Here is a 21,977-nt window from a genome sequence, read left to right as displayed (position 1 = left end):
TTCTTGGCTGGGAAACGTGTCTGCAAACCACACGAGTCCACGACGAATGGAGAGCGCTCATGACTGCGCCATCGGTACACCTCGGCGACGGCCTTAACGTCAGCCCGCTCGGCTTCGGCGGCATGGCCCTCACCCCGGTCTACGGCGAGGTTGACCCGCACGATGCCCTCAGAACCCTGCATCATGCAGTGGACGCCGGCGTCAGCTTCATCGACACCGCGGACATCTACGGCGGAGGCAGCAACGAGCAACTCATCGCGCAGCTGCTCAAGGAGCGCCGGGGCGAAGTGCAGCTCGCCACCAAGTTCTCCCTGGTGGGCTCACCTGCCGATGGCTACACGGACATCCGGGGAGATGCCGCCTACATCCGGCAGGCCGTCGACGCCAGCCTGAAGCGGCTTGGCACGGACGTGATTGACCTCTACTACATGCACCGCCGTGACCTCCGCGTTCCGATTGTGGAAACCGTGGAGGCCATGGCGGGGCTGGTGCAGCAGGGCAAGGTCAAACACCTTGGCCTGTCAGAGGTGACCGCGCAGGAGCTGGCCGAAGCCCACTCCGTGCACCCCATCGCTGCGGTCCAAAGCGAATGGTCCATCTGGAGCCGCGACGTGGAACGCAACGTAGTTCCGGCCGCGGCCAGCCTGGGCGTGGGCTTTGTGCCGTATTCGCCACTGGGCCGGGGATTCCTCACCGGCACAGTGGACGCTTCGAGTTTGGGAGCCAACGACTTCCGACGCCGGATCCCGCGCTTCGCCGCAGACGCCGCCGACGCCAACCAGGGAGTGGTTGCCACCGTGCGCTCGGTCGCCGCCGGGCTGTCCGCGACGCCCGCCCAGATTGCACTCGCGTGGCTGCTGGAACAGGGTAAACGGCTGGGACTGGCCGTGGTCCCCATCCCCGGCACGCGCAAAACGCACCGGATCGACGAGAACCTGGGCGCCCTGTCCCTGAACCTGACCCGGGCGCAACTGGAGGCGCTGGACCAGGCCGCGGACGCCGTCGTCGGCTCCCGCTCGGCGGACCCCAAGTGGGTGTCCGAGGGCCGCGAATAGACTGAAGCCCATGGACACGCTCATTCACGACCTACGCGACATCACCATCCGCAGCATCTCCGTCAGCGAGATGGACAACAACGTGTATCTGCTGACCGCGAAGGCCAGCGGTGCACAGCTGCTGATCGATGCCGCGGACGATCTTCCGGCCATCCAGGCGATGCTGGCGGACTCGGCCGCGGATACTGCGGCTGAACCCAAGCTGGCACTCATCGCCACCACGCACCAGCACTGGGACCATGTCCGCGCACTGCCGGCGTTGGTAGAAGCGACCGGAGCCAGGACAGCGGCCGGAACGGACGATGCCGAGGCGCTGCCGGTGAAGGTGGACGTACTGCTGGGCCACGGCGACGCCGGCAACTTCGATGGCTTCGACGTGACCTCCGTACATTTGCGCGGCCACACCCCGGGATCCATCGCATTTGTGTACCAGGACCCGGACGGGCCTGCCCACATTTTCAGCGGCGATTCATTGTTTCCGGGCGGCGTGGGCAACACCCAGAACGATCCGGCGCGGTTCACGTCGCTGCTGGACGACGTCACCGCACGGTTGTTCGAGGCCTATCCCGACGACTCCGTGGTGCACCCGGGCCACGGCAGCCCCACCACCCTTGGCGCGGAACGCCCGCATCTCGGGGAGTGGCGCGCCCGCGGCTGGTAGGGCTGGTTTAGACGGGCTCAACCACCCGGTGGTTGAGCCCGTCGAAACCGAGATAGTGCTGGCTAGCGGCTGCGGCGTTCGTTGGAGGCCGGAGCCGACGCGCGGCGGGGACCGCTGCGAGCCGGACGGCCACTGCCGCCACCGTTACCGGCGTACGAGCCACCGGACGTGCCGCCGGTGTTGGAAGACCAAACAGCCTTGTTGCCGGCGTTGCCGCCGTTGCCCGAGTTGCCGCCGTTGCCCGTGGAGGCTCCGGCGCGCTGGCCGGATCCACCCGTGCGGGCTCCTGCACCGGCGCCCGCAGTGCGGGCTCCGGCTGCGCGCTGGCCCGTTGCCGGACGTCCGCCGCGCTGTCCGCCGGTGGTAGCCGGGCGGCCCGTGCCGCCACGGGGAGCATCGCTGCGGGTAACGCGTGAATCCGCACGGCCGTCTGAACCGCGGCCAGCCGCTGCACGGCCACCTGCTGCGGGGACGTCGTTGCGGTGCGTGGAGCCGGTGGCGCCGTGGCCGCGGGAATTGCGGCGAGCAGCAGCTGCTGCAATGGCGCGGTCCTCGTTCTGCTCGGCTACACGGTCAAATGCTGCCCGCGCTTCGGTGCGGCCTTCGTAGGCAACGGCGCGGCGCTCGGCGCGGGGAAGATCGGTGCGGGTCGGCTCAGCGGAGACGCGTCCGCGGCCGCCACGGCCGCCACGGCCACCGGCGGTGGGGCCTTCCTGGCTGCGGCGGGCGCGCTTGCGCTCGGCGTTGGCACCCGTGGAGGTGCCGCCACCCGGCTGTGCGGACTTCTTGGCAAGAAGAGCGGCACGGGTGCGCGGATCGATCTTGTCTGCCATTTCGCCCACGAGTTCGGCAACCAACGGGGAGTTGGCAGTGACGCGCTCGAAGTTGACCTCGACGCCGGCAGCCTTCATCAGCTTCTTGACGTCGGACTGCTGCTCCGGGAGCGTCAGCGTGACAACGGTGCCGTCCGAACCTGCGCGGGCCGTACGGCCTGAGCGGTGGAGGTATGCCTTGTGCTCTGTGGGCGGATCCACGTGGATTACCAGTTCGACGTCGTCCACGTGGACGCCGCGGGCTGCTACGTCGGTGGCTACCAGGACGCGGACGTCACCGGAGGAAAACTCGGCCAGGTTGCGGTCACGGGCGTTCTGCGAGAGGTTGCCGTGCAGATCGACGGCGGGGATCCCGGCGTCGGTCAGGGTCTTGGCCAGCTTGCGGGCGTGGTGCTTTGTCCGCATAAAGAGGACGCGGCGGCCGGCGCCGGAGGCGAGCTCCACGATCAGCTGCTTCTTGACGGTCTGGTCGTTGACCACCAGGACGTGGTGCTCCATGGTGGTCACGGCGGCCTGTGATTCGTCCACGGCGTGGGTCAGCGGGTTGGACAGGTAGCGCTGGACGATCTTGTCCACGCCGTTGTCCAGGGTGGCGGAGAACAGCAGACGCTGGCCTTGGCTGGGGGTCATGTCCATGAGCTTCTTGACCACCGGGAGGAAGCCGAGGTCGGCCATGTGGTCGGCCTCGTCCAGGACGGTGATCTCGACGCCTTCGAGGGTCAGGATGCGCTGGCGGATCAGGTCCTCCAGGCGACCCGGGCAGGCGATGACGATGTCGACGCCGGCGCGCAGGGCCTTTTCCTGGCGGGCCTGGGAGATGCCGCCATAGATCACAGTGGTGGTCAGGCCCATGGCCTTGGCCATCGGCTCGATGGTGGCGTTGATCTGGGTGGCCAGCTCGCGGGTCGGTGCGAGGACCAGGCCCATGGGGCGGCCGGGCTTGCGGAAGTGCTTGGCTTCCCGCTCAGCGAGTCGTGCTACAAGCGGGATGGCGAAAGCGATGGTCTTGCCGGAGCCGGTGCGGCCGCGGCCCAGGACGTCGCGTCCGGCCAGGGTGTCCGGGAGGGTCTTGACCTGGATGGGGAACGGCTCAACAATTCCCTGGGCGGTGAGGGTGTCGGCGAGTGCTTTGGGCGTGCCGAGGGCAGCAAAAGTAGTCATATATTTCATGGTCTTTCAGGCGGTATCCGTGCGGATATCGGCCCCCGATGCCGGTTGGCTCAAGGGTTTCGCCGAAGAAAAGTCAGGTGATCAACCGTGCTGCTGCCCAATTCAGGGCGGCGGCTGGGACCAAATGGAACGCGTTCATCGACGCAGGATGTGCCTCTCACATGAAAAAACCCGCTTTCCCAAATCAAGGGACTCCGATTTAAGGAGCAAGCGGGCATCACTGCACATCAAGTTCCATAAGCGTACCATCCCTGCGCCCGGGCCTCTGTCAAGTGCGTGGCGCAGGGGGTGCAGGCGTTGCCTTTGAGTGCCCGGCAGGCGCAGGCTTGAGGCATGAGTCAACAGGGTGCGGACCACCACCACACAACGGACGACGGCGGCACCCCGCCGGAGGATGCACCGCAGCGCAGTGCCGCCGAAGCGTGGGACGAAAGGTACCGCAGCAAGCCGAAATTCTGGAGCGGGAAACCCAACCCGCAACTGGTCCGCGAAGGCGCGGGGCTCAGGCCGGGCAAGGCCCTGGACCTGGGCTGCGGCGAAGGGGCCGACGCCATCTGGCTGGCCCAGCAGGGCTGGACCGTCACCGCCGTCGACGTTTCCGCCGTCGCCCTGGAACGGGCGCTCGGCCATGAAAAGGCGGCCCTGGACCGGGAGAGTGTGCACGCCGAGGGTGCGGGTGAAATTGCCAGCCGCATCCACTGGGAACAGTGTGATCTGGAGGAGTGGCAGCCCGCGGCAACGTTTGATCTGGTGTCCTCCCAGTTCCTGCATGACCCGCATCTGGCGTGGCAGGGTCCGCTGCGGACGGCGGCTGCGGCGGTCAAGCCGGGCGGCACGCTGCTGATCGTGGGCCATCATCCGCACCGCCTGCCGCCGTGGGGAAACCACACCAGACCGGAGATGTTCTACACCCCGGCGCAGCTCGTGGCGGAGCTCGGCCTGGACTCGCCGGACTGGCAACTGGAGGTCAACACCACGCGAGAGCGGGCAGCGTCAGGTCCGGACGGCGAGGAAGCCATCATCGGGGACACCGTACTCCGCGCCACCCGGCTGGCTTGAGTTTTTGTCCAGATAACGCGCCTTCCCGGGCGCGCAACTCGGATTATCTGGACAAAAACGCCGGGGGTTAGCGGGAAACCCGCGGCGCCACCGTAACCGCGGCGACGGCCACCACCGCCGTCAGTGCGAAAACCCCCGCGAACGATTCCGCCGTCGTCGTAAATGCCGCGAACACGATTCCCGTGGCCGCGAGCGCCAGCGCCCCGCCAAGCGAGTCCGAAATGGACATTGCCGAGCTGTTGAAGCCTTGGTTTTCCTTGCTGGACATGGCGAGCGTCATCACGCTGAGCCGCGGATACAGCAGCCCCATGCCGCCGCCGGCGAAGAGCCAGCCGGCAATCGCGACGGCGGCAGGCCAGTGGAGTGCCGACGTCGCCAACGTGAGGACAATGGCCCCCAGCACCAGCGCTGAGCCGATGCGCACCGCCGCCCGGTGCTGCAGCCGGGCGCCGAGACGGCCCTGGATGGCTGCAGCGGCGGCCCACGACAACGCGCCTCCTGTGAGCGCCAGGCCGGCGAACATCGGCGGGAACTGGTACTCCTCGATCAGCAGGTACGGCAAGTACACTTCGGCGCCGAAAAACGCGGCAGACGCCAGGCCGCGGGTCAGGATCACACTGGGCAGGCCGCGGCGGGCGAGCAGTGTTCCGCGGGGTACCAGCGGACGCACGGCTACGAGGGCAATCACGACGGCGGCCGCGGCCAGGAGTGCCGGCGCGGCGGTGAAGCCCGCGATCCTGACTCCGGCGGAGAGGTTCAGCCCCAGTACAGCGAGCGCGGCGAGCGCTGCCCACGCGAGCCGACCCAGCGCCCAGGGCGGGACCGGCGCCTGCTCAGAGGGCCGGTCGATGCCGCGGAGCACCGGAACGATCATCACCACCGCGGGAACCACCAGCCCCACCACGCCCAGGAACACCCAATGCCAGCTCAGGACTTCCGCCACGATACCGGCCGCAAACGGGCCCACCAGCGACGGGACCACCCATGCGGCGGAGAAGGCAGCGAAGATCCCGGGGTGCAGGACGGCCGGATAGACGCGGGCCACCACCACGTAGAGCGCAACCGTCAGCGCACCGCCGCCAAGCCCCTGCACCAGGCGGCCGGCAACCAACACGGGCATGGACACGGCCGTGCCCGCGATGATCAGGCCCAGCACGAACAGGGCAACTGAGGCGTACAGCGGGACGGTTGGCCCGCGGCGGTCCGACCAGTTTCCGGCCGCCACCATGCCGATCACGCCAGTTGCCAGCGGACCGGCGAACGCAAGGGCATACAGGCTGGCGCCGTCGAGTTCACGGCTGACGACGGGCATGATGGTGGTCACCGCGAGCGATTCGAACGCCGCGAGGAACACGAGGGCACACGCGCCGATGGTCACCCACAGGTACGGTCGCTGCAGGATCCCGGCTGTGGGGTCTGTCGTTGGGAGCGTGGAATCGCGCATGTTATCGGCGCGGCTGGGTGGCGTCGCCGATGTAGCGGTTCCGACCCGCTCGGTAGCCGAACACCGCGGCCAGCGAACCGACCGCCAGGAACAGCACCCCGGCGGCGGTGAACGATCCCGTGGCCTGGTGCAACTGGCCCACCATCAGCGTGCCGGTGGAACCCAACCCGTAGCCCACGCCCTGCATCATCCCGGACAGGTGCGCGGCGGTGTGCCCGTCGCGGGTCCGCAGCATGATCATGGTCAGGGCCACCGCGGTCAGGCTGCCCTGCCCCAGGCCCAGCAGCCCGGTCCACACCCAGATGAGTTCCAGGGGTCCGAAGATGCTCAGCGCAAACCCGCCGCCAGTCATCAGCGCAACCACCACAGCGATGGCGCGCTGGTCACGGAACCTCGCCGCAAGCGCCGGGGCAAACAGCGAGCCCAGCATCTGGAGCACTATCGACAGAGAAACCATCAGGCCGGCCGTTCCGCCGTCCACGCCGCGTTCGCGCAGGATGGGCGCCAGCCACGCAAAGACGCTGAAGGACATCATGGCCTGCAGCACCATAAAGATGGTCACCTGCCACGCCACCGCCGAACGCCACACATTGATGCCGAGGTGGCCGGCCTGGTGCCGGACGGGGTGCTGGCGCAGCGCCACCGGGAGGAAAAGCAAAAGTACGACGGCGGCAGGAACCGCCCAGAACCACAGAGCCGAGGTCCACTCCCCCGTTGCCGCGAAGACGGGGTACGTAAAGCCGGCTCCGAGGGCGGCCGAGGCGCAGATGGCCGTGGTGTACAGCCCGCCCATGAGGCCCAGCCGGTGCGGGAAATCACGCTTCACCAGCCCGGGAAGGAGGACATTGCACAAGGCGATGGCGGCACCGCAGGCGGCAGTCCCCGCCAGCAGGGTTGGGAGGTGGCCGGCACCTGGCACCAGGCCGCCGATGTCCGCGGGCCGCAGCAGCAGTCCTGCCGTCAGCACTGCCATCGCGCCGAGCAGGACTCGTTCGGCTCCAAACCGGCGGGCCAGAACGGGGGCCAGCGGCGCGAAGACGCCCAGGAGCGTGACCGGCACAGTGGTGAGCACCACGACTGCCCAGCCCGGCAGGCCGGCGTCGGACGTGATCTCGGGAAGAACCGCGGCGAAACTGGAGAAAACCGTGCGGAGGTTCAGCCCGACAAGCACCAGGCAGAGGCCCAGGTACGCCAAGGCACGGCGGCTGCTCTGCGGGCTTTCCGGCCCACCGCCCGACTGGCCCGGAAGGCGCGTCGGGGCTGCTGGGGGGATGTCGTCGATTTCGGCGTCGACCAGCAGTCCAGGCACGTCAACGTTGTCAGCACGGGTCACGGGGACCATTCTGTCAGGCTTCGAGGTCAGGCGGCGTTATCCACCTAGTCACCTGTGGCGCTGGCCGGGGGTGAGCGGACTTCCACAACGGACCCGCTCAGCCGAACCGTCCGCATGCGGGCCGCGGGTATTCTGGAAGGGATGAGCGAATCCCCAGAATCCCCCCAGCCTCCGCATGTCCCGCGCCCGGTGACGCCCGGAACCCAGGCGTCTTTCGGCACTTACGGCGGCCGGCCCGTGAGCTTTGTGCGCCGCGGTACCCGTCTCCAGGGACGCCGCCAGACGGCGTGGGAAGAGCACTCGGACCGGTGGGCGCTGGACGTGCCCCGGCACGTTGCCAACACGTCGGTCCACCCGGACTACACGTTCGACGCCGAGGCCGAGTTCGGCCGCAAGGCGCCGCTCATCGTGGAAATCGGGTCCGGGCTGGGCGATGCCATCTGCCACGCGGCCGAGGAGAACCCTGGCATGGACTTCCTGGCCGTGGAGGTCTATACGCCGGGCCTGGCCAACACCATCATCAAGATCAACAGCCGCGGGCTGAACAACGTCCGGGTGGTGGAAGCCAACGCGCCCGAGGTTCTCGCCACCATGCTTCCGGCAGGTTCCGTAAGCGAACTCTGGGTGTTTTTCCCCGACCCCTGGCACAAGTCACGGCACCACAAGCGCCGACTCATCCAGCCGGAGTTTGCCGAACTGGCCGCACGGGCACTCACCAAGGGCGGCCTGTGGCGGGTCGCCACGGACTGGTCCAACTACGCCGTCCACGTCCGCGACGTCCTGGCGGACTCGCCGGACTTCGAAAACCTCCACACCGGCGAGCGCCACGGACCCGAAAGCCCGCTCACCCAGGTGTGGCAATCCGGCGTCGAAACCCTCGTGGGCGGCGCGCCCGTCCGCGAGGGCCGGGCGCCGGTAAGCACCGCACACACCGGCCCCAACGAGGGTGTGGACGAAACGGGCGGCTGGGCCCCCCGTTTCGAAGGCCGGATCCGCACCAGTTTCGAGGCGAAGGCCCACGAGGCCGGCCGGCTGATCTTCGACCTCTGCTACCGCCGGCGCTGAGCCCCGGACCCGGTGTCACCTCACGCTGATGGAAGCGACGATCTCCTTGAGCATCCCCAGCCGCGGCTCGATCTCCGGGTTCACGTATGGCCAGATCACCACAACACCGATGAAACGGTTGTTTTCCCAGACGCCCACCGTGGCCGCGACCCTCGCCTCGCCCGTCGGATCCGTGTAACCAACCACGACGGCGTACGAGGCCTTAGCGGGTATGTTCAGTTCGCCTTCGGCCAGGATGGTCCCGGCGCGGTCTTCAACGTAGAAGCCTGACATCAGGTGTGCCCAGCCGTTGGCCTGCGCGGCCCCGGTCACGGAGGTGTCGTCCTTGATGACCGTCACCAGGACGCCGCCCAGCAGGCCATACTGCTCGGTGTTTGGCCCGGCGGCCGAGTCCGCCAGAACCTGGGTGTGCTCGGGGAAGTCTGCCGTGAACCCCAGCGGGGACTCGATATGAACTGACATGGTTGCTCCTTAGCGGTAAGTCTTGGCTGGGCTGGTTGGCACGTGCGGATCCGGCACGGGACGTCAGAGCTTCTCGAGCTTGGTGTCGTTCGGGACCTTATAGTACGTGGACACGTTGGTGGTTGCCTTGTTCTCGGTTTTGACCTCCACCTCGCCGGCCTTGAGGTCAATGCCGAACTCGTTGGACGCTGTCACCACGTGGTTCTCCTGGACGGTGGCAGACCCTGCCTCGTAAAGCCTGGCGGCGTCCTGGCCGGCCGCAACCGTGTCTCCCAATGCCACGTTGCGCATGTAGCTGTCAATCACGGCCGCGTTCTCCGGCGAGTACTCGACATCGATCTTCACGGTGCCCTGCGTGCCGACTGTCACGCTGGACTCAGCCTTCGCGCCCTGGAGGTCGTGGCCCGCGGTGGCGCCCGCCGCAACCGTGCCCTCCATGGACACGGCGATCGACTCCATGTTGCCGTGCTTATCCAGATTCACTTCCAGGCCGCCCTTGCCCGAGGCCTCGAATACCCTGCCGTCAAGGTTCAGCTTGCCCTGGGCCGACACTTCGGCACTGGCGGTTGCCGTACCGTCCGTCAGGTTCCGCTCGTAGGCAAGGTCCAGCTTCGCCGAGCCCGAAGTGGGGCCGGAGTCGCCCTTGGCCTCGAGGGAGAGGGTTCCCTTGGCTTTGTCGGCGTGGCCAGTGGTGCCGTTGTCGTCTGCCGCATCGTTGATGGTGTCCAGGATGTAGCCAGGCGGGTTGCCGGCCACATCCTTGATTTCACCGACGCTGTCCGGCGGGAGGTCCGTGTAAATCTGGTTGCGGGCGGCCATGGCCTCTTCAAGGCTGTCGAACTTGAACTCCCGCGAGGCCTCCCCGTTGAGTGTGACCCCGGCCGTGCCGGTGGTGTCGTTCACTCCCACGCCCACGTTTCCGTAGACCTTCATGGTGGCCGAACCGTCCGCGTTCTCCACCACCACGGTGCCTACCTCCGCGCCGGCATGGAACCAGGCAACCCGGGCGTCAAGGGAGGCCTTGCCGGTCTCCGTGTACAAGGGAGTATCCGTCCTGGCGATTTCCCGAAGGTGGTCGCTGGCCTGCTCCTGGGCGGACAGGGGAATACCGCCGTCCATCCTCATGAGGTCCTCGGCGAAGGGACCATTCTCGTCTTCGCCTTCGATCAGATATTTCCGGTCTTCCCCGGACAGGCCTGCCCACCACTTGGCCTGCTCTTCCGGGCTGGCCTTGAGCATGTCATCCAGGCCCTGTTTCAGCTCCTGACGGTGGGCTTCAGCCGCTGCCGCCTTCGCTTTTTGTTCCTCCAGCCAGTTCTGCGCCCGGCTGCCCAGGTCCTTGAGCCTGTCCAGCACGCTGGAGCTACCGCCACCGCTACCGCTGCCGCCACCGGTCTCGGCAGAGGACTGTTCCTGCTCGTTTGCGTGCTGCAGGAGCAGCTTGGAGTTGTGGCGGAGGCTCGATGCCACCCGCTCCAGGCTGGGACGGTGGTTGCCGGACCAGTCCTGCCGGAACAGCTCGCCGTCGGTGCCCTTCCACGGCGCGGACTGGATCTGGCCCTGCAGGGAACTGGCCCGACTGCTGAGCAGCGACGCCGCCTTGTCAACAGCCTTCGCCAGCTCCCGAAGCTGACTGACGTCCGCGCCGTAAAAAGTCATGGTGTCTCCCCCGGAGAGTAATAAGAGTTAGATCTATCGCTGGACATATCGTCGCACGGCAGCAAGTCTCCCGCGATGGGGATCACTCCCCATCGCCGGAGCCCCGAACCAGCACGAGCACCAGCACCAGGTCCGGGATGGTGCGCGGCGCGCAGATCGGACTGTTCGCGGCCCGCTTGGCGTGGCACGATGGGGCATGTGCAGGGGCACACAAATCTGCGCCGCTGCGGCGCCGGCTCGAAGGAACCGCCATCAAAAGAGAACTCAGGCAGGCCGCCGATGCGGCGGAGGGTGCCACTAATTCACGCACATTGGAACTGTTTGCGCGGGCAGGGTTCGCGGCCAGCGGTGTCCTGCACTTCCTGGTAGGCCTCATTGCCATCCGGCTCGCCATGGGTGGCGGTGGAAGCGCCGACTTCAGTGGCGCCGTGTCAGAGCTCGCCAGCCAGCCTGCCGGACCTTTCCTGTTATGGGGCAGCTTCGCCGCCTGCGCGGCCTTGGCCATCTGGCAGGCCAGTGACGCGATCTTCGACTACGGCCACCTGCCCACCAAGGAGAAGGCCGGCAAGAAACTCAAGGCAGCCGCACAGGCTCTGGTATTCGCCGGCTTGGCCCTGACGCTCGCCTCCTTTGCCCTGGGAACCGGTTCCGGCGGTGACAACCAGAAGTCCGCGAGCGACCTGACTGTCAGCCTGATGAAGGCACCCGGCGGTATGGCCCTCCTGGTCCTGGTGGGCCTCGGAATTTCCGTCGCCGGGGTGATCTATGGCATCCGCGGCATCAAGAAGTCCTTCGAGAAGCATCTGAAGATGCCTGCGGATCCCCGGGCCCGCACCGCCGTCAGCGTGCTGGGCGTGACCGGCTACGTCGCCAAGGGCACAGTCCTGCTGTTGACCGGAATGCTCATCACCATCGCCACCCTGCAGGCACATCCGGAGGAATCAACGGGCCTTGACGGCGGGCTCAAGGCCCTGAGGGAGCAGCCCTTCGGCGTTTACCTGCTTGCCGCGGTGGGCGCCGGGCTGATCTGCTACGGCCTCTACATGGTGGTCAGGGCGCGCCTGGCCAAGATGAACCCGTAGGGCACCAGTTCACCCCGGCTAGGGTGGGTCCATGCCCCAGGTACGCGCCGAAAGCCATATCCGCCTCGATCCGGAGACAGTCTTTGCCCTCTCCCAGACCACCGGTGCATTCCGGCTCAAATGGGACCCGTTCATCTCCGCCCAAAGTTTCCTGAACAGCGCAATATCCGCCGGAAAGGGCGTCCGGACGCGGACCGTGTCCCGCCTGGGCCTGGTAATGGTGAGCGAATACGTTTCCTATTCGCCACCCAGAAACGTGGGCATGACCATGGAGTCCGGGCCGTGGTTCTTCGGGAATTTCGGTGGCGGCTGGCGTTTCACCGCGGACGACGGCGGCACCCGCGCCGTCTGGAAGTACACCTTTTCGTGCCGCCCGGCCTGGTTGCGGCCGGTGGCTGAGCGGATGGGCGCCTGGCTCCTGGGCCGTGAGATCAGTAAAAGGATCGAAGCCTTTGCCCGGGCCTGTGAGGACCCCGGGCTGGTGGCCGAGTTCCGCGCCCTCCAAGCACAGTAATCAAGCCCGATGACCAAATCCTGGCGATCAAAAAGCTCCGTGATCCCCGGCCCTGGGATTACGGCACCGTGATGATAGCAACGGCCTGCTGGGTTTCATCCCGCAGTTCCAGGCTGGCGATGCTGGCCAGCTGAACGGGCGTGGCGCCCATAACCTTCACCCTCCCGCTGGGGGTTGCGGTCCAGGCACAAGCCCGGTCCTCGCCGCCGTTGCGGTCCCGGATCCAGAGCGAGAGGGTTCCGTCCAGCGGCAGCTTGCTGCCGTTCACGGCCAACTCGGTGCCCCACGTTTTCCGGGCGAGGTCGATGCTGAACTGCAGGCCATTGCCGGACTGGACCGAGTAGCTGGCGTCCGGCACCGGCGGCCGGCTGAGCAGCGGCGCAGCGGCCAGGCCCAAGGCGAGGCACGCGGCGGCGACGGCGCCCACCAGCGCTGCCCACCGCCGTCGTAATTTACGACGGCGGGTGGCCAGTTCATCGAGGACTGTGAGGGGCACTGAACTGGCTGACTCAGGGGCCGCCCCGGGGCGGGCACCCGCGGTCAGCGCCACCGCGTCCGGGACCGGCAGCGCGTCCAGCAGGGCCGGCAGGCTTTCGAACTCGGCGAGTTCGGTCCGGCAATCCGCACAGGACTCGAGGTGGGCTTCGAAACGTTGCGAATCCGCGGGGTCAAGCCCACCGAGAACATAGGCGCCCATCAGGTGATGCAGCTGAGAGTCATTCACCGTTCCACCCCCATTTCATCCAGGATGATCCGCAGCGCCCTGACGGCATAGTAGGCCCGGGACTTCACGGTTCCGCTAGGGATGTTCAGCTGCACGGCGGCCTCGTTGACGGTGAAACGGCGGTAGTGGAGTGCCACGAGGACCTCGCGGTGTTCGGTACTGAGCCGAAGCAGCGCCTCCTCCATAAGCACGCGGTTGAGGAGTTCATCCACGCGTTCTACGGTTTGGGCGGGATCGGAGAGGTCGCGTTCCATCACTTCGGCCGGGCGCCGTTGAGCTTTGCGGTAGTTGTCTATCATGATGTTCCGGGCGGTCCGGAACAGGTAGCTGCGCAGGCTTCCGGTGATCTCCGGTGCCTGCTGCCAGACGCGCAGCACGGTCTCCTGCACCACGTCCTCCGCCAGCTGTGGGTCACGGGATGCGCTGAGGACAAAACGGCGCAGCGCTGCGCCGTGTTCGCGGTAGATCGCCGCCACCACGTCCTCATCCAGCGGCATGCCGCCCCCTCCTGTCCCCGGTTCCCGTCCCGTCCCGTCCGGTCACTGTACATTCCGGCTGATACGACGTCCCCCGCACGCAAAAGGTTCACTGGCCGTGGTCCCCCCGGAACCGGCGCCGGAAACAGGGGAGCTGGTTCTTGAACCATTCTTCACCCTTGCGCGTCGTACCGGTTAGTGCCCGGTGATCCGCCACCGGGCCCCAGACGAGGAGCGTTCACATGAAAAAGCATCTAGGCACGGGTTTTGCCGCCATGGCCCTCATGGCCGCGCTTTCCGGCTGCGCTGGCAGCCCGGGAACCAGTACAACAACGGCGGCGCCCACTCCGTCGGCCACGAGTCGCGCAGCCACATCCGCCGCCCCGACGACTGGCACCCCCAGCGCAGCGGCCGCCGTCGACCTCAAGGCAGCGTCCTCCAGCGCCGGCAATATCGTGGTTGATTCCGCTGGCATGAGCCTGTATTTCTTCACCAAGGATGTGAAGGACTCCGGGACAAGCGCCTGCACGGGAGCGTGCCTGACCGCGTGGCCGCCGCTCCTCACCACCGCGGCCACGCCCGCCGCTGAAGGCGTGACCGGCACGCTTGGGACCATCGCGACGCCGGACGGGGCCAAGCAGGTGACCCTGAACGGGCTGCCGCTGTATTACTTCGCACAGGACAAGAATCCCGGCGACATCCTGGGGCAGGGCGTCAACGGCGTCTGGAATCTGGCCACGCCGGCCGGGGAAATGATCCGGTCCGCGGCGTCAGGCTACTGAGCGTCGCGGCGCTTTCGGATGGGCAGCTTACGGATGGACGCCGGGCAGCGGGACTGGAGGCGGGGACGGCAGGCGCAGAGCCGGGGCCTGCCCCTCGCCGTTCAGCGGCCCACCCGGCACACCGGGCACGACGGTTGCAGGTAAGGATAGGTCCGGCAGGGGCACCGCCGGCGCCGAACCTGAGGGGACGGGAGCGTGCTGCGTGGACTGGCTGGAACCGGATCCCGGGGCGGCCGGAACCGGCACAGTGGCAGCCGGCCCGGTGGGTCCTACGGCAGGGACGCCGGGCTGGACCGGGCCCGGGGTCTCCGCCGGAGCGGGGGCAGGACCCCCGCCAACGGTGGACACAAAAGATGTGACTGCGTGGTTGACCTGGCCAATGGAATCCCTGATCCCTTGGTCGGAGGCAACGGCAACGGCGCCGCCGGCCGCCAACGAGGCCGCCACGGAGAGCGTGGTGAGGGTGATCCTGCGACGGGCACGACGGCGGGCGGCGAGCTCGTCGGTGGCTGCGGCGGGCTCATCCGTTGTCACGGCGGGCATCATGAGCGCGGCGACTGCAGCGGAGGGCGCCGGCTGCTCGGCTGCGAGCGCACGGAGTTCCAGCAGAGCAGGGCGGAGGCCGCCGTCGTCGTCAAGCCCTGCCTCCAGCAGCAGCCGGTCAACAGAGGCGTCGTGGCGGGAACCGTTGCGTGTGCCTGCGGTATCACTCATGATCTGCCTGGTTTCTTCTAAGAGTCTGGTCCTTGAGATTTTGCAGCGCCCTGCGTTGGAGCTGCTTGATGGCACCCTGGGACTTGCCCATGATGCCGGCCACCTGTTCGATCGATAAGTCCGCCACCACCCGCAGTGCCAGGACCTCGCGGTGGTCATCGGCGAGGCCTTCAAGCAGGGCAGCCGCGCCGCCGCTGCGGCCTAAAGCGTGGTCCTCCGCGGACTCCGTGCTGCGCCCGTCCTGCAGGGGGTCGTACGGGGTGAAGTCCGGCCGGCGCTCGACCCGCCGGTAGTAATCCACCATCCGGGCGTGCGCGATGGAAAAAACCAACGACTTGGCACCCTGCAGCCCGCCGGTCAGCTCGCCAATCTTCGGGAAAAACGCCAGGAATACGTCCTGGGTGACAGCCTCGGGATCGTCCACGCCGCGGGCTTTGAGGTAGCCCTGGACCGCTCCGGCAAAGGTTCGATAGACAGCGCCGAAGAGCACAGCCGGATCAGCACCGGCAGTGTCTGCAAATGTATCTATGTCTACTTCGGCCAAAGTGTCTAGCACCAGTGGCTCCTCCATCCCGGGCAGCGGACTCGCTCATCCCGGTATTCGGCGCGGTGTGCGCCGCTGCTATCGGTCGGCTGCTGTCGGCCAGCAATCTTGCTGCCATGTGGACTGCGGGAATCCGGTCCGTGCGGAGCCGGTTCCCGCAGTCCACACTAGCTGAGCAGGTTCTAGCGGTTCGAAACGGCGGGAACGTTTACAACGCCGCCCGGCACGGCCGGCACAGCGGGAACGACGGGAACGCCGTCGACACCCGGAACTGCTGGTACGGCGGGGACTGCGGGCAGTTCGGGGCGCTCAGCCTTAGCCGCAGCGGAACCCTCGCCGGAGGCGTCGGCGTCAACGGAACCGGCACCCTTCGCAACAACATCGGCGCAGAAGGCGTCAACATTGGTTTCGCCCTCAGCGGCGATGACCAGCGACGAGAAGCCCTCGGAGGCTGCGTTCAGTCCACCGTGGGTGAAAGCGGTGCAGAGGCCAAGGGCGGCGGCACCTGCAGCGTCCACTGCGGTGCCGGCAGCAGCAGAGGTGTTGGCCTCGGCTGCGACCTCATCGCCGGAGACGGCTGCTTCGCCGCTAACTGCTGCTTCGCCGGAAGCGTTTGCGGAGGCGGACTGGGTGGCGTCAGCGGCCAGCTTCGGGGCCGGGGCGCCGAGCAGTTCGTGGGCGGTCTGCTGTGCGTCGGCCGGGAGGGCACCGGAAACAGCTGCGACGCCGGTTCCACCGACGGCCAGGGTGCCTGCGGCGAGAACCCCGGCGGCGATTTTGCTGGTGGCGAGAACAGTGAACAACGACATATGACACTCCAAAACCTAGAGAACAATTCAGATCCGGCTCCGTGAGGAACCCATCACCCCCTACATCGCTGGCCGGACCGGGGAAGTTACGGCACCGCCAAAAATTCTTCCCGGCCGCCATCGAAATCGCGGGAACGGTGCGGGGTCGCCGGTCATTTCCCGCGACCCCGCACTCGTCCGGCGAACTGGGCGAACCAGCCCCGACGAACCAGCCCCGACGAACCCGGCCCGGGACCGTGTTGAGGGTCCTACGCGTCGATCATCTCGTCGTCGTCGGCTTCCTCGAACTCAACGGCGGCGACGATTTCCTGGGTCTCCGGGTTGATCATGAACGCCTCTTCGTCGTCCTCGACCATGATGAAGTCGCCGTGGTCCGTGGTGAAGTGCCAGGCCAGCGTCTTCTGGCCGTCGTGCATGTAGTTGGGGTCACCCATGGTGATTTTCTGCAGCGCATAGCCGGCGATGTCGCACAGTTCGCGGATGATGACTTCGAAGTCCGGGGCGTCCTCCAGCGCTTCCTCGTCGGCCGCGGCCTGGCGCTCCTCCAGGTTGGGGATGAGCGCCACCTGACGCTCGATGTAGGCGTCGAGCTCTTCTTCGTCGAGCACCAGCAGGCCCTCCTGGGACAGGAGCCAGGCGGCGTTGAGCGCGGTGATGTTTTCGGTTTCGAACAGCTCCTCGAACTCGCCATCAAGCTCTTCAATGGTGCGCACGGCTTCGTTGGACTCTTCCTCAGTGTCCAGGTCGCCGTCGAGGTAGCGCTCTTCGTCTTCGTCGGACAAGGCCTCAAACGCCGCAACAGTCCGGTTGAAGAGCTCCAGGTGGGCGGTTGCGCCCATGCCGGCGAGGCCTCCGCGGATGAGCGGGTCCACTTCGTCGCGGTCCGCGGTGAACACGTACTGGGCGAAACCGCCCTCCAGGGACTGCGTGACGTAGAAGTCCACGTAGTAGCTGCCGAGCGCCGCGGGCGCGATCTCGCCGGCGTCGAGCAGTTTCCCGTACATGGCGTTCACCACGTACACGTTGGCATCTACGACTTCCTCGCTGCCCGCATCGATGCTGGCCTTGGTCAGGACGACAGGGTTCTGGCTCATGGTCATGGGATTCCTCACTGCTGAATGCTTCGGTGCTGCTCAGGACACTTTCACGCTACGTCCGCGGGGGCGCCGGTGTGTTGAGGCGGAGGTGAACGTCCGGCGAAGTTTCAGGCTCCCGCCGGGCGAACTAAGATGAAGCAGATAACCTCCGATCGGACACGGCACCCCCGTGGCCAGCTGAAAGTAGCGCGCACCATGCCATCCCAACCGGACGAGAGTGCGGCACTGGCAATACAGACCCCCGCCATTAACGACCGCTCCCTTGCGGCCGGATTGGCGTATGCCATGGGCAGCCGGGTTTCCGGAATGTCGTTCGACGCCGCCACCGGGCTGATGCTGGGCAAGGTCCGGGGAGGTGCCGACGTCCCGTACTCCACCACGGCCAAGCTGGTCCGGAAATCGGGCGGCTGGAGCTGCACCGTGGGCGTGTGCAGCTGCCCTGTCCGCAAGGACTGCAAACACGTCGCTGCGCTGCTGTTCGCCGCCGAGGACAACCCGGCCATCCGCGTCCAGCTCCTCGCCCCCGCTGACGTTTCCCGGCTTTCCCGCCAGTCCGTCAGCCTGGACCTGGCCGACTGGGAGCAGGCCCTGAGCCCGCTCATTTCGCAGCCGGGCATCACCCAGTCCATCAGCGGCATCCCGCTGGCCCTCCAGTTCGAGATCGAGGAGCCGGCGCCGCACTTCTCCTACACAGGCCGCCGCGACCCGCTCCGCAGCGTCCGCCAGCTCAAGGCCCGGCCCGTGATCATGGGCGCCAAGGGCAAGTGGATCCGCGGCGACGTCTCCTGGAACACCCTGAGCTACCTGAACTTCCGCCGCGAATGCAACGAGGCGCACATCGAGTGGATGCAGGCGTTCCTGGCTGCACACACCGCCGCCGCCAACCGGGTTCATAACTCCTCCGCGCTGTGGCTGGGCCTGAACACGTTCGCCGGGAAGAACATGTGGAGCCTGCTCGCCGACGCCAGAAAGATCGGCCTCGCCCTGGTTCACAGCCGCGGCACCGAGCCCGTGCGGCTCGCGGAGTCTCCCGCCGCCGTCGGGCTTAATTTGAGCCGTTACGGCCACGAACCTGCGGCGGGGCAGTCCCCAAATGAAACAGTCGACGACGGCGGGCTGGAGCTTGCGCCCACCATCACCGTTGAGGGGGAAGACGTTGATCCGGCGTCGGTGGGGACCATTGGCCGCCCCGCGCACGGCATCTTCCTGACCACCGGAGGGGAGGCATTGCCAGGTGTTTCAGCGGACAACGTGATCACGCTGGCCCCACTGGAAAACGGGCTGAGCGAGGAACTGCTGACGTTCGTGACGGCCGGCAGCACCCTGCACATCCCGGCGAAGGACGAGACGCGCTTCCTCACCGGCTTCTACCCGAAGCTCAAGCAGGCCGCCCGGGTCACGGCGACGGACGAGTCGGTGGCGCTGCCCGCCCTGGCCCTCCCCACCCTCTCCCTGCTGGCCAACTATGGCGCGGACCACCGGGTCCGGCTGCACTGGGAATGGCACTACAAGTCCGGGAACCTGGTCACGGCCCAACCGCTGTGGCGACACCCCGGCGACCACGGCTACCGTGACGACACCGCCGAGGCCCGCATCCTGGAGGGCATCGGCCAGCCGTGGAACGTTGTTCCGGCCTTGGGCGAATCGGCCACCGGCGGCTGGGGCACGCCGCGGCTGTCCGCGTCCGCCGAACTGAGCGGTCTCGACACGCTGGCGTTTACCGAGGACGTCCTCCCCGAGCTCCGGAACGCGCCGGACGTATCAGTGGACACTGCCGGGGACATCGCCGACTACCGCGAAGCCGAGGAAGCCCCCGTGGTTTCCATCTCCACCAAGGCCACGGAACAGCGCGACTGGTTCGACCTCGGCATCCAGATCTCGCTCGAGGGCCAGCCGGTGTCGTTCGCCGCAGTGTTCTCCGCGCTGGCCGCGGGCCAGACCAAGATGCTCCTGCCCAGCGGCGCCTACTTCTCGCTGGACCTCCCCGAGCTGCATCAGCTCCGCGCCCTGATCGAGGAAGCCCGGTCGCTGCAGGACAACAAGGACGCCCCGCTGCAGATCAGCCGCTTCCAGGCCGGGCTCTGGGACGAGCTCGCGCAGCTGGGCATTGTGGATGAGCAGGCCGCCGCCTGGCGTGAGGCCGTGGGTGGTCTGCTCGAAGGCGGGATTAACGGGCTGCCGCTGCCTCCCACTCTTAACGCGGAGCTCCGGCCGTACCAGCTGGAAGGCTTCAACTGGCTCAGCTTCCTGTACCGGCACAGTTTGGGCGGGATCCTCGCGGACGACATGGGCCTTGGCAAGACCGTCCAGGCCCTCGCCCTGATGTGCGCCGCGAAGGAACAGGCTGCTTCTGTCCCTGAGGGTGCTGATTCTGTCTCTGGGGCTGCTGATTCTGTCGGGGCGCCAATTTTAGCGCCCGACGTTCCAGCGCCCGACGGCGGGACTCCCTTTTTGGTGGTGGCCCCCACCAGCGTCGTGGGCAACTGGGCGGCGGAAGCCGCACGCTTCGCTCCCGGCCTCACGGTCCGGATCGTGAGCGAAACGTTCGCCAAGAACAGCCAGAACCCGGCCGTCGAACTCGCCGGCGCGGACATTGTGATCACGTCCTACGCCCTGTTCAGGATCGACTACGACTCCTACGCCTCCAAGACCTGGGCGGGGCTGGTGCTCGACGAAGCCCAATTCGTGAAGAACCACCAGTCCAAGGCCTACCAGTGCGCCCGGAAGCTGCCCGCCGCCTTCAAGCTGGCCATCACCGGCACCCCGCTGGAGAACAACCTCATGGAGTTCTGGGCTCTAACGTCCATCGTGGCGCCGGGCCTGTTCTCCAGCCCCAAGCGGTTCGCCGAGTATTACCAGAAACCGGTGGAAAAGAACGGCGACAAGGGGCAGCTGGACAAGCTCCGCCGTCGGGTCCGTCCGCTGATGATGCGCCGCACCAAGGACCAGGTCATCCAGGACCTGCCGCCCAAGCAGGAGCAGATCCTGGAAGTGGTGCTGAACCCGCGCCACCAGAAGGTCTACCAGACGCACCTGCAGCGCGAACGGCAGAAGATCCTGGGCCTGATCGAGGATGTGAACAAGAACCGGTTCACCATCTTCCAGTCGCTGACCCTGCTGCGTCAGCTCAGCCTGGACGCGTCGCTGGTGGACCCGTCGCTGTCCGGCGTCCGGTCCAGCAAACTGGACGTGCTGTTCGAGCAGCTGGAAGATCTGGTTGCCGAGGGCCACCGCGCCCTGATCTTCAGCCAGTTCACCGGCTTCCTGGGCAAGGTGCGCGAACGCCTTGTGGAGGAGAAGATCGAATTCTGCTATCTCGACGGCGGCACCCGGAACCGCACCGACGTCGTGAATGAATTCAAGAACGGCAGCGCGCCGGTTTTCCTGATTTCGCTGAAGGCCGGCGGCTTTGGCCTGAACCTGACTGAGGCCGACTACGTGTTCCTGCTGGATCCCTGGTGGAACCCGGCCTCGGAGGCGCAGGCCGTGGACCGGACGCACCGGATCGGGCAGGCGCGGAACGTGATGGTCTACCGGCTGGTGGCCAAGGACACGATCGAGGAAAAGGTCATGGCTCTGAAAGCCCGGAAGTCGCAGCTGTTCGCGGATGTGATGGAGGGTGACGCCCTATCCAGCGGTTCGATCACGGCCGAGGACCTCGCGGGGCTGTTCAAGGACTGAGCGCGGTCAAAGCCTAACTGCAGGCTGTCAGGATACCGGCGATCGCATCATGCTCGGCTTGGGTGACCCACAGGCTGTAGTTGGCCTTCACGGCGGTCTGGCGGGCTACGTATTCGCACCGGAACGCCTTGTTTGGCGGGAGCCAGGTGGCCGCATCCTTGTCGCCCTTGGCGCTGTTGGCAGGCCCGTCCGCAGCCATCAGGTTCAGGGGATCGTTGGCCAGCTGCCTGCGCTGTTCGGCACTGAGCTGCTGGGCGCCCTTCTGCCAGGCGTCGCTGAGGGCGATGAGGTGGTCGATCTGGACGGCGGAGCTGGTGGTGTTGCCGCGGACGAAGTTGATGGTTGTGCCGGTGTACTTATCGGCCAGCGTACCGGTGGCAACGACGCAGTTTTGTGTACCGGGCTTGAACGTCTCACCTTCGAGGTCCCTGGCGAGGATGTCGTTTCTCGTGTCGCAGCCATTTCGGTCGACGTCGGCCCACGCGGGGCCGAATTCCTCGCGGCTGTAGCCGGTTTTGGGTGCGCGCCCCTTCACCGGGATGGTTTCCAGCTGGGCGAGAGCCGTTGCCACGTCGGCTGGGCTCACCGATGATTCGCCGGAGTCGCCCGACGGCGGCGCTTCCCTGACCGCTTCGGCCACCTTGTTTGCGGCCTGCGTCGCGGCCTGGGCTGCGGCGTCACAACCGGCCAGGGCACTGGCGAGAAACAGACTGGTCAACAGAGTCAGTGCTTTGGTGGCGGCGGAGCGGTTGATGGTTATGTCCTTCAGGAGTGCGGCGGAGATGAACACGCTACTGGCGCGGGACGTTCTCA

At 66.9% G+C, this 21,977-nt stretch carries 20 protein-coding genes; 8 read left to right on the top strand and 12 right to left on the bottom strand.

Annotated elements, in window-relative coordinates:
• The first annotated feature begins 59 nt into the window (after nucleotides 1-59).
• Together DAD99_RS10330 and DAD99_RS10325 are read left to right on the top strand one after the other, a co-directional pair.
• Entirely contained in the window at nucleotides 60-1,055 is a 996-nt protein-coding gene (locus tag DAD99_RS10330; RefSeq protein ID WP_193341465.1) for an aldo/keto reductase, read from the top strand.
• A 10-nt stretch (nucleotides 1,056-1,065) separates the two neighbouring features.
• Nucleotides 1,066-1,716, top strand: a complete 651-nt coding sequence (locus tag DAD99_RS10325; RefSeq protein ID WP_193341464.1) for an MBL fold metallo-hydrolase — start codon at nucleotides 1,066-1,068, stop codon at nucleotides 1,714-1,716.
• Nucleotides 1,717-1,778: 62 nt separating this feature from the next.
• Here DAD99_RS10325 and DAD99_RS10320 read toward each other — a convergent pair whose 3' ends face one another.
• Nucleotides 1,779-3,710 carry a DEAD/DEAH box helicase gene (locus tag DAD99_RS10320; protein WP_193341463.1) on the bottom strand — a complete coding sequence of 644 codons (1,932 nt, stop codon included), beginning with the start codon at nucleotides 3,708-3,710 and terminating at the stop codon, nucleotides 1,779-1,781.
• A gap of 342 nt (nucleotides 3,711-4,052) precedes the next feature.
• On the opposite strand from DAD99_RS10320, the gene DAD99_RS10315 reads away from it, so the two are divergent.
• Complete coding sequence (locus DAD99_RS10315) at nucleotides 4,053-4,778, top strand: bifunctional 2-polyprenyl-6-hydroxyphenol methylase/3-demethylubiquinol 3-O-methyltransferase UbiG (RefSeq protein WP_193341462.1); 726 nt, start codon at nucleotides 4,053-4,055, stop codon at nucleotides 4,776-4,778.
• A 67-nt stretch (nucleotides 4,779-4,845) separates the two neighbouring features.
• Here the strand turns inward: DAD99_RS10315 and DAD99_RS10310 are convergent, their stop codons facing one another.
• Nucleotides 4,846-6,222 carry an MFS transporter gene (locus tag DAD99_RS10310; RefSeq protein ID WP_193341461.1) on the bottom strand — a complete coding sequence of 459 codons (1,377 nt, stop codon included), beginning with the start codon at nucleotides 6,220-6,222 and terminating at the stop codon, nucleotides 4,846-4,848.
• Nucleotide 6,223: 1 nt separating this feature from the next.
• Entirely contained in the window at nucleotides 6,224-7,555 is a 1,332-nt protein-coding gene (locus DAD99_RS10305) for an MFS transporter (RefSeq protein ID WP_309233243.1), read from the bottom strand.
• Nucleotides 7,556-7,696: 141 nt separating this feature from the next.
• On the opposite strand from DAD99_RS10305, the gene trmB reads away from it, so the two are divergent.
• Nucleotides 7,697-8,620, top strand: coding sequence for a tRNA (guanosine(46)-N7)-methyltransferase TrmB (gene trmB / locus DAD99_RS10300; RefSeq protein WP_185261800.1), 924 nt, complete (start codon nucleotides 7,697-7,699; stop codon nucleotides 8,618-8,620).
• A 15-nt stretch (nucleotides 8,621-8,635) separates the two neighbouring features.
• On the opposite strand, the gene DAD99_RS10295 is transcribed toward trmB, so the two are convergent.
• Both DAD99_RS10295 and DAD99_RS10290 read right to left on the bottom strand, forming a co-directional pair.
• Nucleotides 8,636-9,082: a hypothetical protein gene (locus DAD99_RS10295; protein WP_193341459.1), complete on the bottom strand. Its 447-nt coding sequence runs from the start codon at nucleotides 9,080-9,082 to the stop codon at nucleotides 8,636-8,638.
• A gap of 63 nt (nucleotides 9,083-9,145) precedes the next feature.
• The gene (locus tag DAD99_RS10290) at nucleotides 9,146-10,741 is read right to left on the bottom strand and encodes a hypothetical protein (RefSeq protein ID WP_193341458.1); all 1,596 of its coding nucleotides are present in this window, start codon (nucleotides 10,739-10,741) and stop codon (nucleotides 9,146-9,148) included.
• Between the two features lie 137 nt (nucleotides 10,742-10,878).
• On the opposite strand from DAD99_RS10290, the gene DAD99_RS10285 reads away from it, so the two are divergent.
• Together DAD99_RS10285 and DAD99_RS10280 are read left to right on the top strand one after the other, a co-directional pair.
• The gene (locus DAD99_RS10285) at nucleotides 10,879-11,823 is read left to right on the top strand and encodes a DUF1206 domain-containing protein (protein WP_193341457.1); all 945 of its coding nucleotides are present in this window, start codon (nucleotides 10,879-10,881) and stop codon (nucleotides 11,821-11,823) included.
• A gap of 31 nt (nucleotides 11,824-11,854) precedes the next feature.
• Nucleotides 11,855-12,337, top strand: a complete 483-nt coding sequence (locus tag DAD99_RS10280; RefSeq protein WP_193341456.1) for an SRPBCC family protein — start codon at nucleotides 11,855-11,857, stop codon at nucleotides 12,335-12,337.
• Nucleotides 12,338-12,395: 58 nt separating this feature from the next.
• On the opposite strand, the gene DAD99_RS10275 is transcribed toward DAD99_RS10280, so the two are convergent.
• Nucleotides 12,396-13,061, bottom strand: a complete 666-nt coding sequence (locus DAD99_RS10275; protein WP_193341455.1) for a zf-HC2 domain-containing protein — start codon at nucleotides 13,059-13,061, stop codon at nucleotides 12,396-12,398.
• Nucleotides 13,058-13,558, bottom strand: a complete 501-nt coding sequence (locus DAD99_RS10270; RefSeq protein WP_185261806.1) for a sigma-70 family RNA polymerase sigma factor — start codon at nucleotides 13,556-13,558, stop codon at nucleotides 13,058-13,060. The genes DAD99_RS10275 and DAD99_RS10270 overlap by 4 nt, the downstream gene beginning before the upstream one ends.
• Nucleotides 13,559-13,779: 221 nt before the next feature.
• On the opposite strand from DAD99_RS10270, the gene DAD99_RS10265 reads away from it, so the two are divergent.
• Nucleotides 13,780-14,319 carry a hypothetical protein gene (locus tag DAD99_RS10265; RefSeq protein WP_193341454.1) on the top strand — a complete coding sequence of 180 codons (540 nt, stop codon included), beginning with the start codon at nucleotides 13,780-13,782 and terminating at the stop codon, nucleotides 14,317-14,319.
• 27 nt (nucleotides 14,320-14,346) lie between these two features.
• Here the strand turns inward: DAD99_RS10265 and DAD99_RS10260 are convergent, their stop codons facing one another.
• The 4 genes from DAD99_RS10260 to DAD99_RS10245 form a co-directional block, all read right to left on the bottom strand.
• Complete coding sequence (locus DAD99_RS10260) at nucleotides 14,347-15,033, bottom strand: hypothetical protein (protein ID WP_193341453.1); 687 nt, start codon at nucleotides 15,031-15,033, stop codon at nucleotides 14,347-14,349.
• Nucleotides 15,026-15,604: an RNA polymerase sigma factor gene (locus DAD99_RS10255; RefSeq protein ID WP_193341452.1), complete on the bottom strand. Its 579-nt coding sequence runs from the start codon at nucleotides 15,602-15,604 to the stop codon at nucleotides 15,026-15,028. The genes DAD99_RS10260 and DAD99_RS10255 overlap by 8 nt, the downstream gene beginning before the upstream one ends.
• A 155-nt stretch (nucleotides 15,605-15,759) precedes the next feature.
• Entirely contained in the window at nucleotides 15,760-16,386 is a 627-nt protein-coding gene (locus DAD99_RS10250) for a protein tyrosine phosphatase (protein WP_193341451.1), read from the bottom strand.
• 248 nt (nucleotides 16,387-16,634) lie between these two features.
• The gene (locus tag DAD99_RS10245) at nucleotides 16,635-17,486 is read right to left on the bottom strand and encodes a hypothetical protein (protein ID WP_193341450.1); all 852 of its coding nucleotides are present in this window, start codon (nucleotides 17,484-17,486) and stop codon (nucleotides 16,635-16,637) included.
• A 192-nt stretch (nucleotides 17,487-17,678) separates the two neighbouring features.
• On the opposite strand from DAD99_RS10245, the gene DAD99_RS10240 reads away from it, so the two are divergent.
• Nucleotides 17,679-21,164 (top strand): DEAD/DEAH box helicase, encoded by a 3,486-nt coding sequence (locus DAD99_RS10240; RefSeq protein WP_193341449.1) that lies wholly within the window; start codon nucleotides 17,679-17,681, stop codon nucleotides 21,162-21,164.
• Nucleotides 21,165-21,177: 13 nt separating this feature from the next.
• On the opposite strand, the gene DAD99_RS10235 is transcribed toward DAD99_RS10240, so the two are convergent.
• Complete coding sequence (locus DAD99_RS10235) at nucleotides 21,178-21,954, bottom strand: HNH endonuclease family protein (RefSeq protein ID WP_255482190.1); 777 nt, start codon at nucleotides 21,952-21,954, stop codon at nucleotides 21,178-21,180.
• Nucleotides 21,955-21,977 lie beyond the last annotated feature (23 nt).

Source organism: Pseudarthrobacter sp. AB1 (assembly GCF_014926485.1).
Taxonomy (GTDB): domain Bacteria; phylum Actinomycetota; class Actinomycetes; order Actinomycetales; family Micrococcaceae; genus Arthrobacter.
Note: the sequence above shows the minus strand (reverse complement) of the source record. Positions and strands in the feature narration are given on the sequence as shown.

Coding starts and splice junctions, on each gene's coding strand:
- DAD99_RS10285 (WP_193341457.1), top strand. CDS start 10,879: ATGGTGCGCGGCGCGCAGATCGGACTGTTCGCGGCCCGCTTGGCGTGG.
- DAD99_RS10320 (WP_193341463.1), bottom strand. CDS start 3,710: ATGACTACTTTTGCTGCCCTCGGCACGCCCAAAGCACTCGCCGACACC.
- DAD99_RS10315 (WP_193341462.1), top strand. CDS start 4,053: ATGAGTCAACAGGGTGCGGACCACCACCACACAACGGACGACGGCGGC.
- trmB (WP_185261800.1), top strand. CDS start 7,697: ATGAGCGAATCCCCAGAATCCCCCCAGCCTCCGCATGTCCCGCGCCCG.
- DAD99_RS10245 (WP_193341450.1), bottom strand. CDS start 17,486: ATGACCATGAGCCAGAACCCTGTCGTCCTGACCAAGGCCAGCATCGAT.
- DAD99_RS10270 (WP_185261806.1), bottom strand. CDS start 13,558: ATGCCGCTGGATGAGGACGTGGTGGCGGCGATCTACCGCGAACACGGC.
- DAD99_RS10240 (WP_193341449.1), top strand. CDS start 17,679: ATGCCATCCCAACCGGACGAGAGTGCGGCACTGGCAATACAGACCCCC.
- DAD99_RS10310 (WP_193341461.1), bottom strand. CDS start 6,222: ATGCGCGATTCCACGCTCCCAACGACAGACCCCACAGCCGGGATCCTG.
- DAD99_RS10290 (WP_193341458.1), bottom strand. CDS start 10,741: ATGACTTTTTACGGCGCGGACGTCAGTCAGCTTCGGGAGCTGGCGAAG.
- DAD99_RS10265 (WP_193341454.1), top strand. CDS start 13,780: ATGAAAAAGCATCTAGGCACGGGTTTTGCCGCCATGGCCCTCATGGCC.
- DAD99_RS10255 (WP_193341452.1), bottom strand. CDS start 15,604: ATGGAGGAGCCACTGGTGCTAGACACTTTGGCCGAAGTAGACATAGAT.
- DAD99_RS10260 (WP_193341453.1), bottom strand. CDS start 15,033: ATGAGTGATACCGCAGGCACACGCAACGGTTCCCGCCACGACGCCTCT.
- DAD99_RS10330 (WP_193341465.1), top strand. CDS start 60: ATGACTGCGCCATCGGTACACCTCGGCGACGGCCTTAACGTCAGCCCG.
- DAD99_RS10250 (WP_193341451.1), bottom strand. CDS start 16,386: ATGTCGTTGTTCACTGTTCTCGCCACCAGCAAAATCGCCGCCGGGGTT.
- DAD99_RS10280 (WP_193341456.1), top strand. CDS start 11,855: ATGCCCCAGGTACGCGCCGAAAGCCATATCCGCCTCGATCCGGAGACA.
- DAD99_RS10325 (WP_193341464.1), top strand. CDS start 1,066: ATGGACACGCTCATTCACGACCTACGCGACATCACCATCCGCAGCATC.
- DAD99_RS10295 (WP_193341459.1), bottom strand. CDS start 9,082: ATGTCAGTTCATATCGAGTCCCCGCTGGGGTTCACGGCAGACTTCCCC.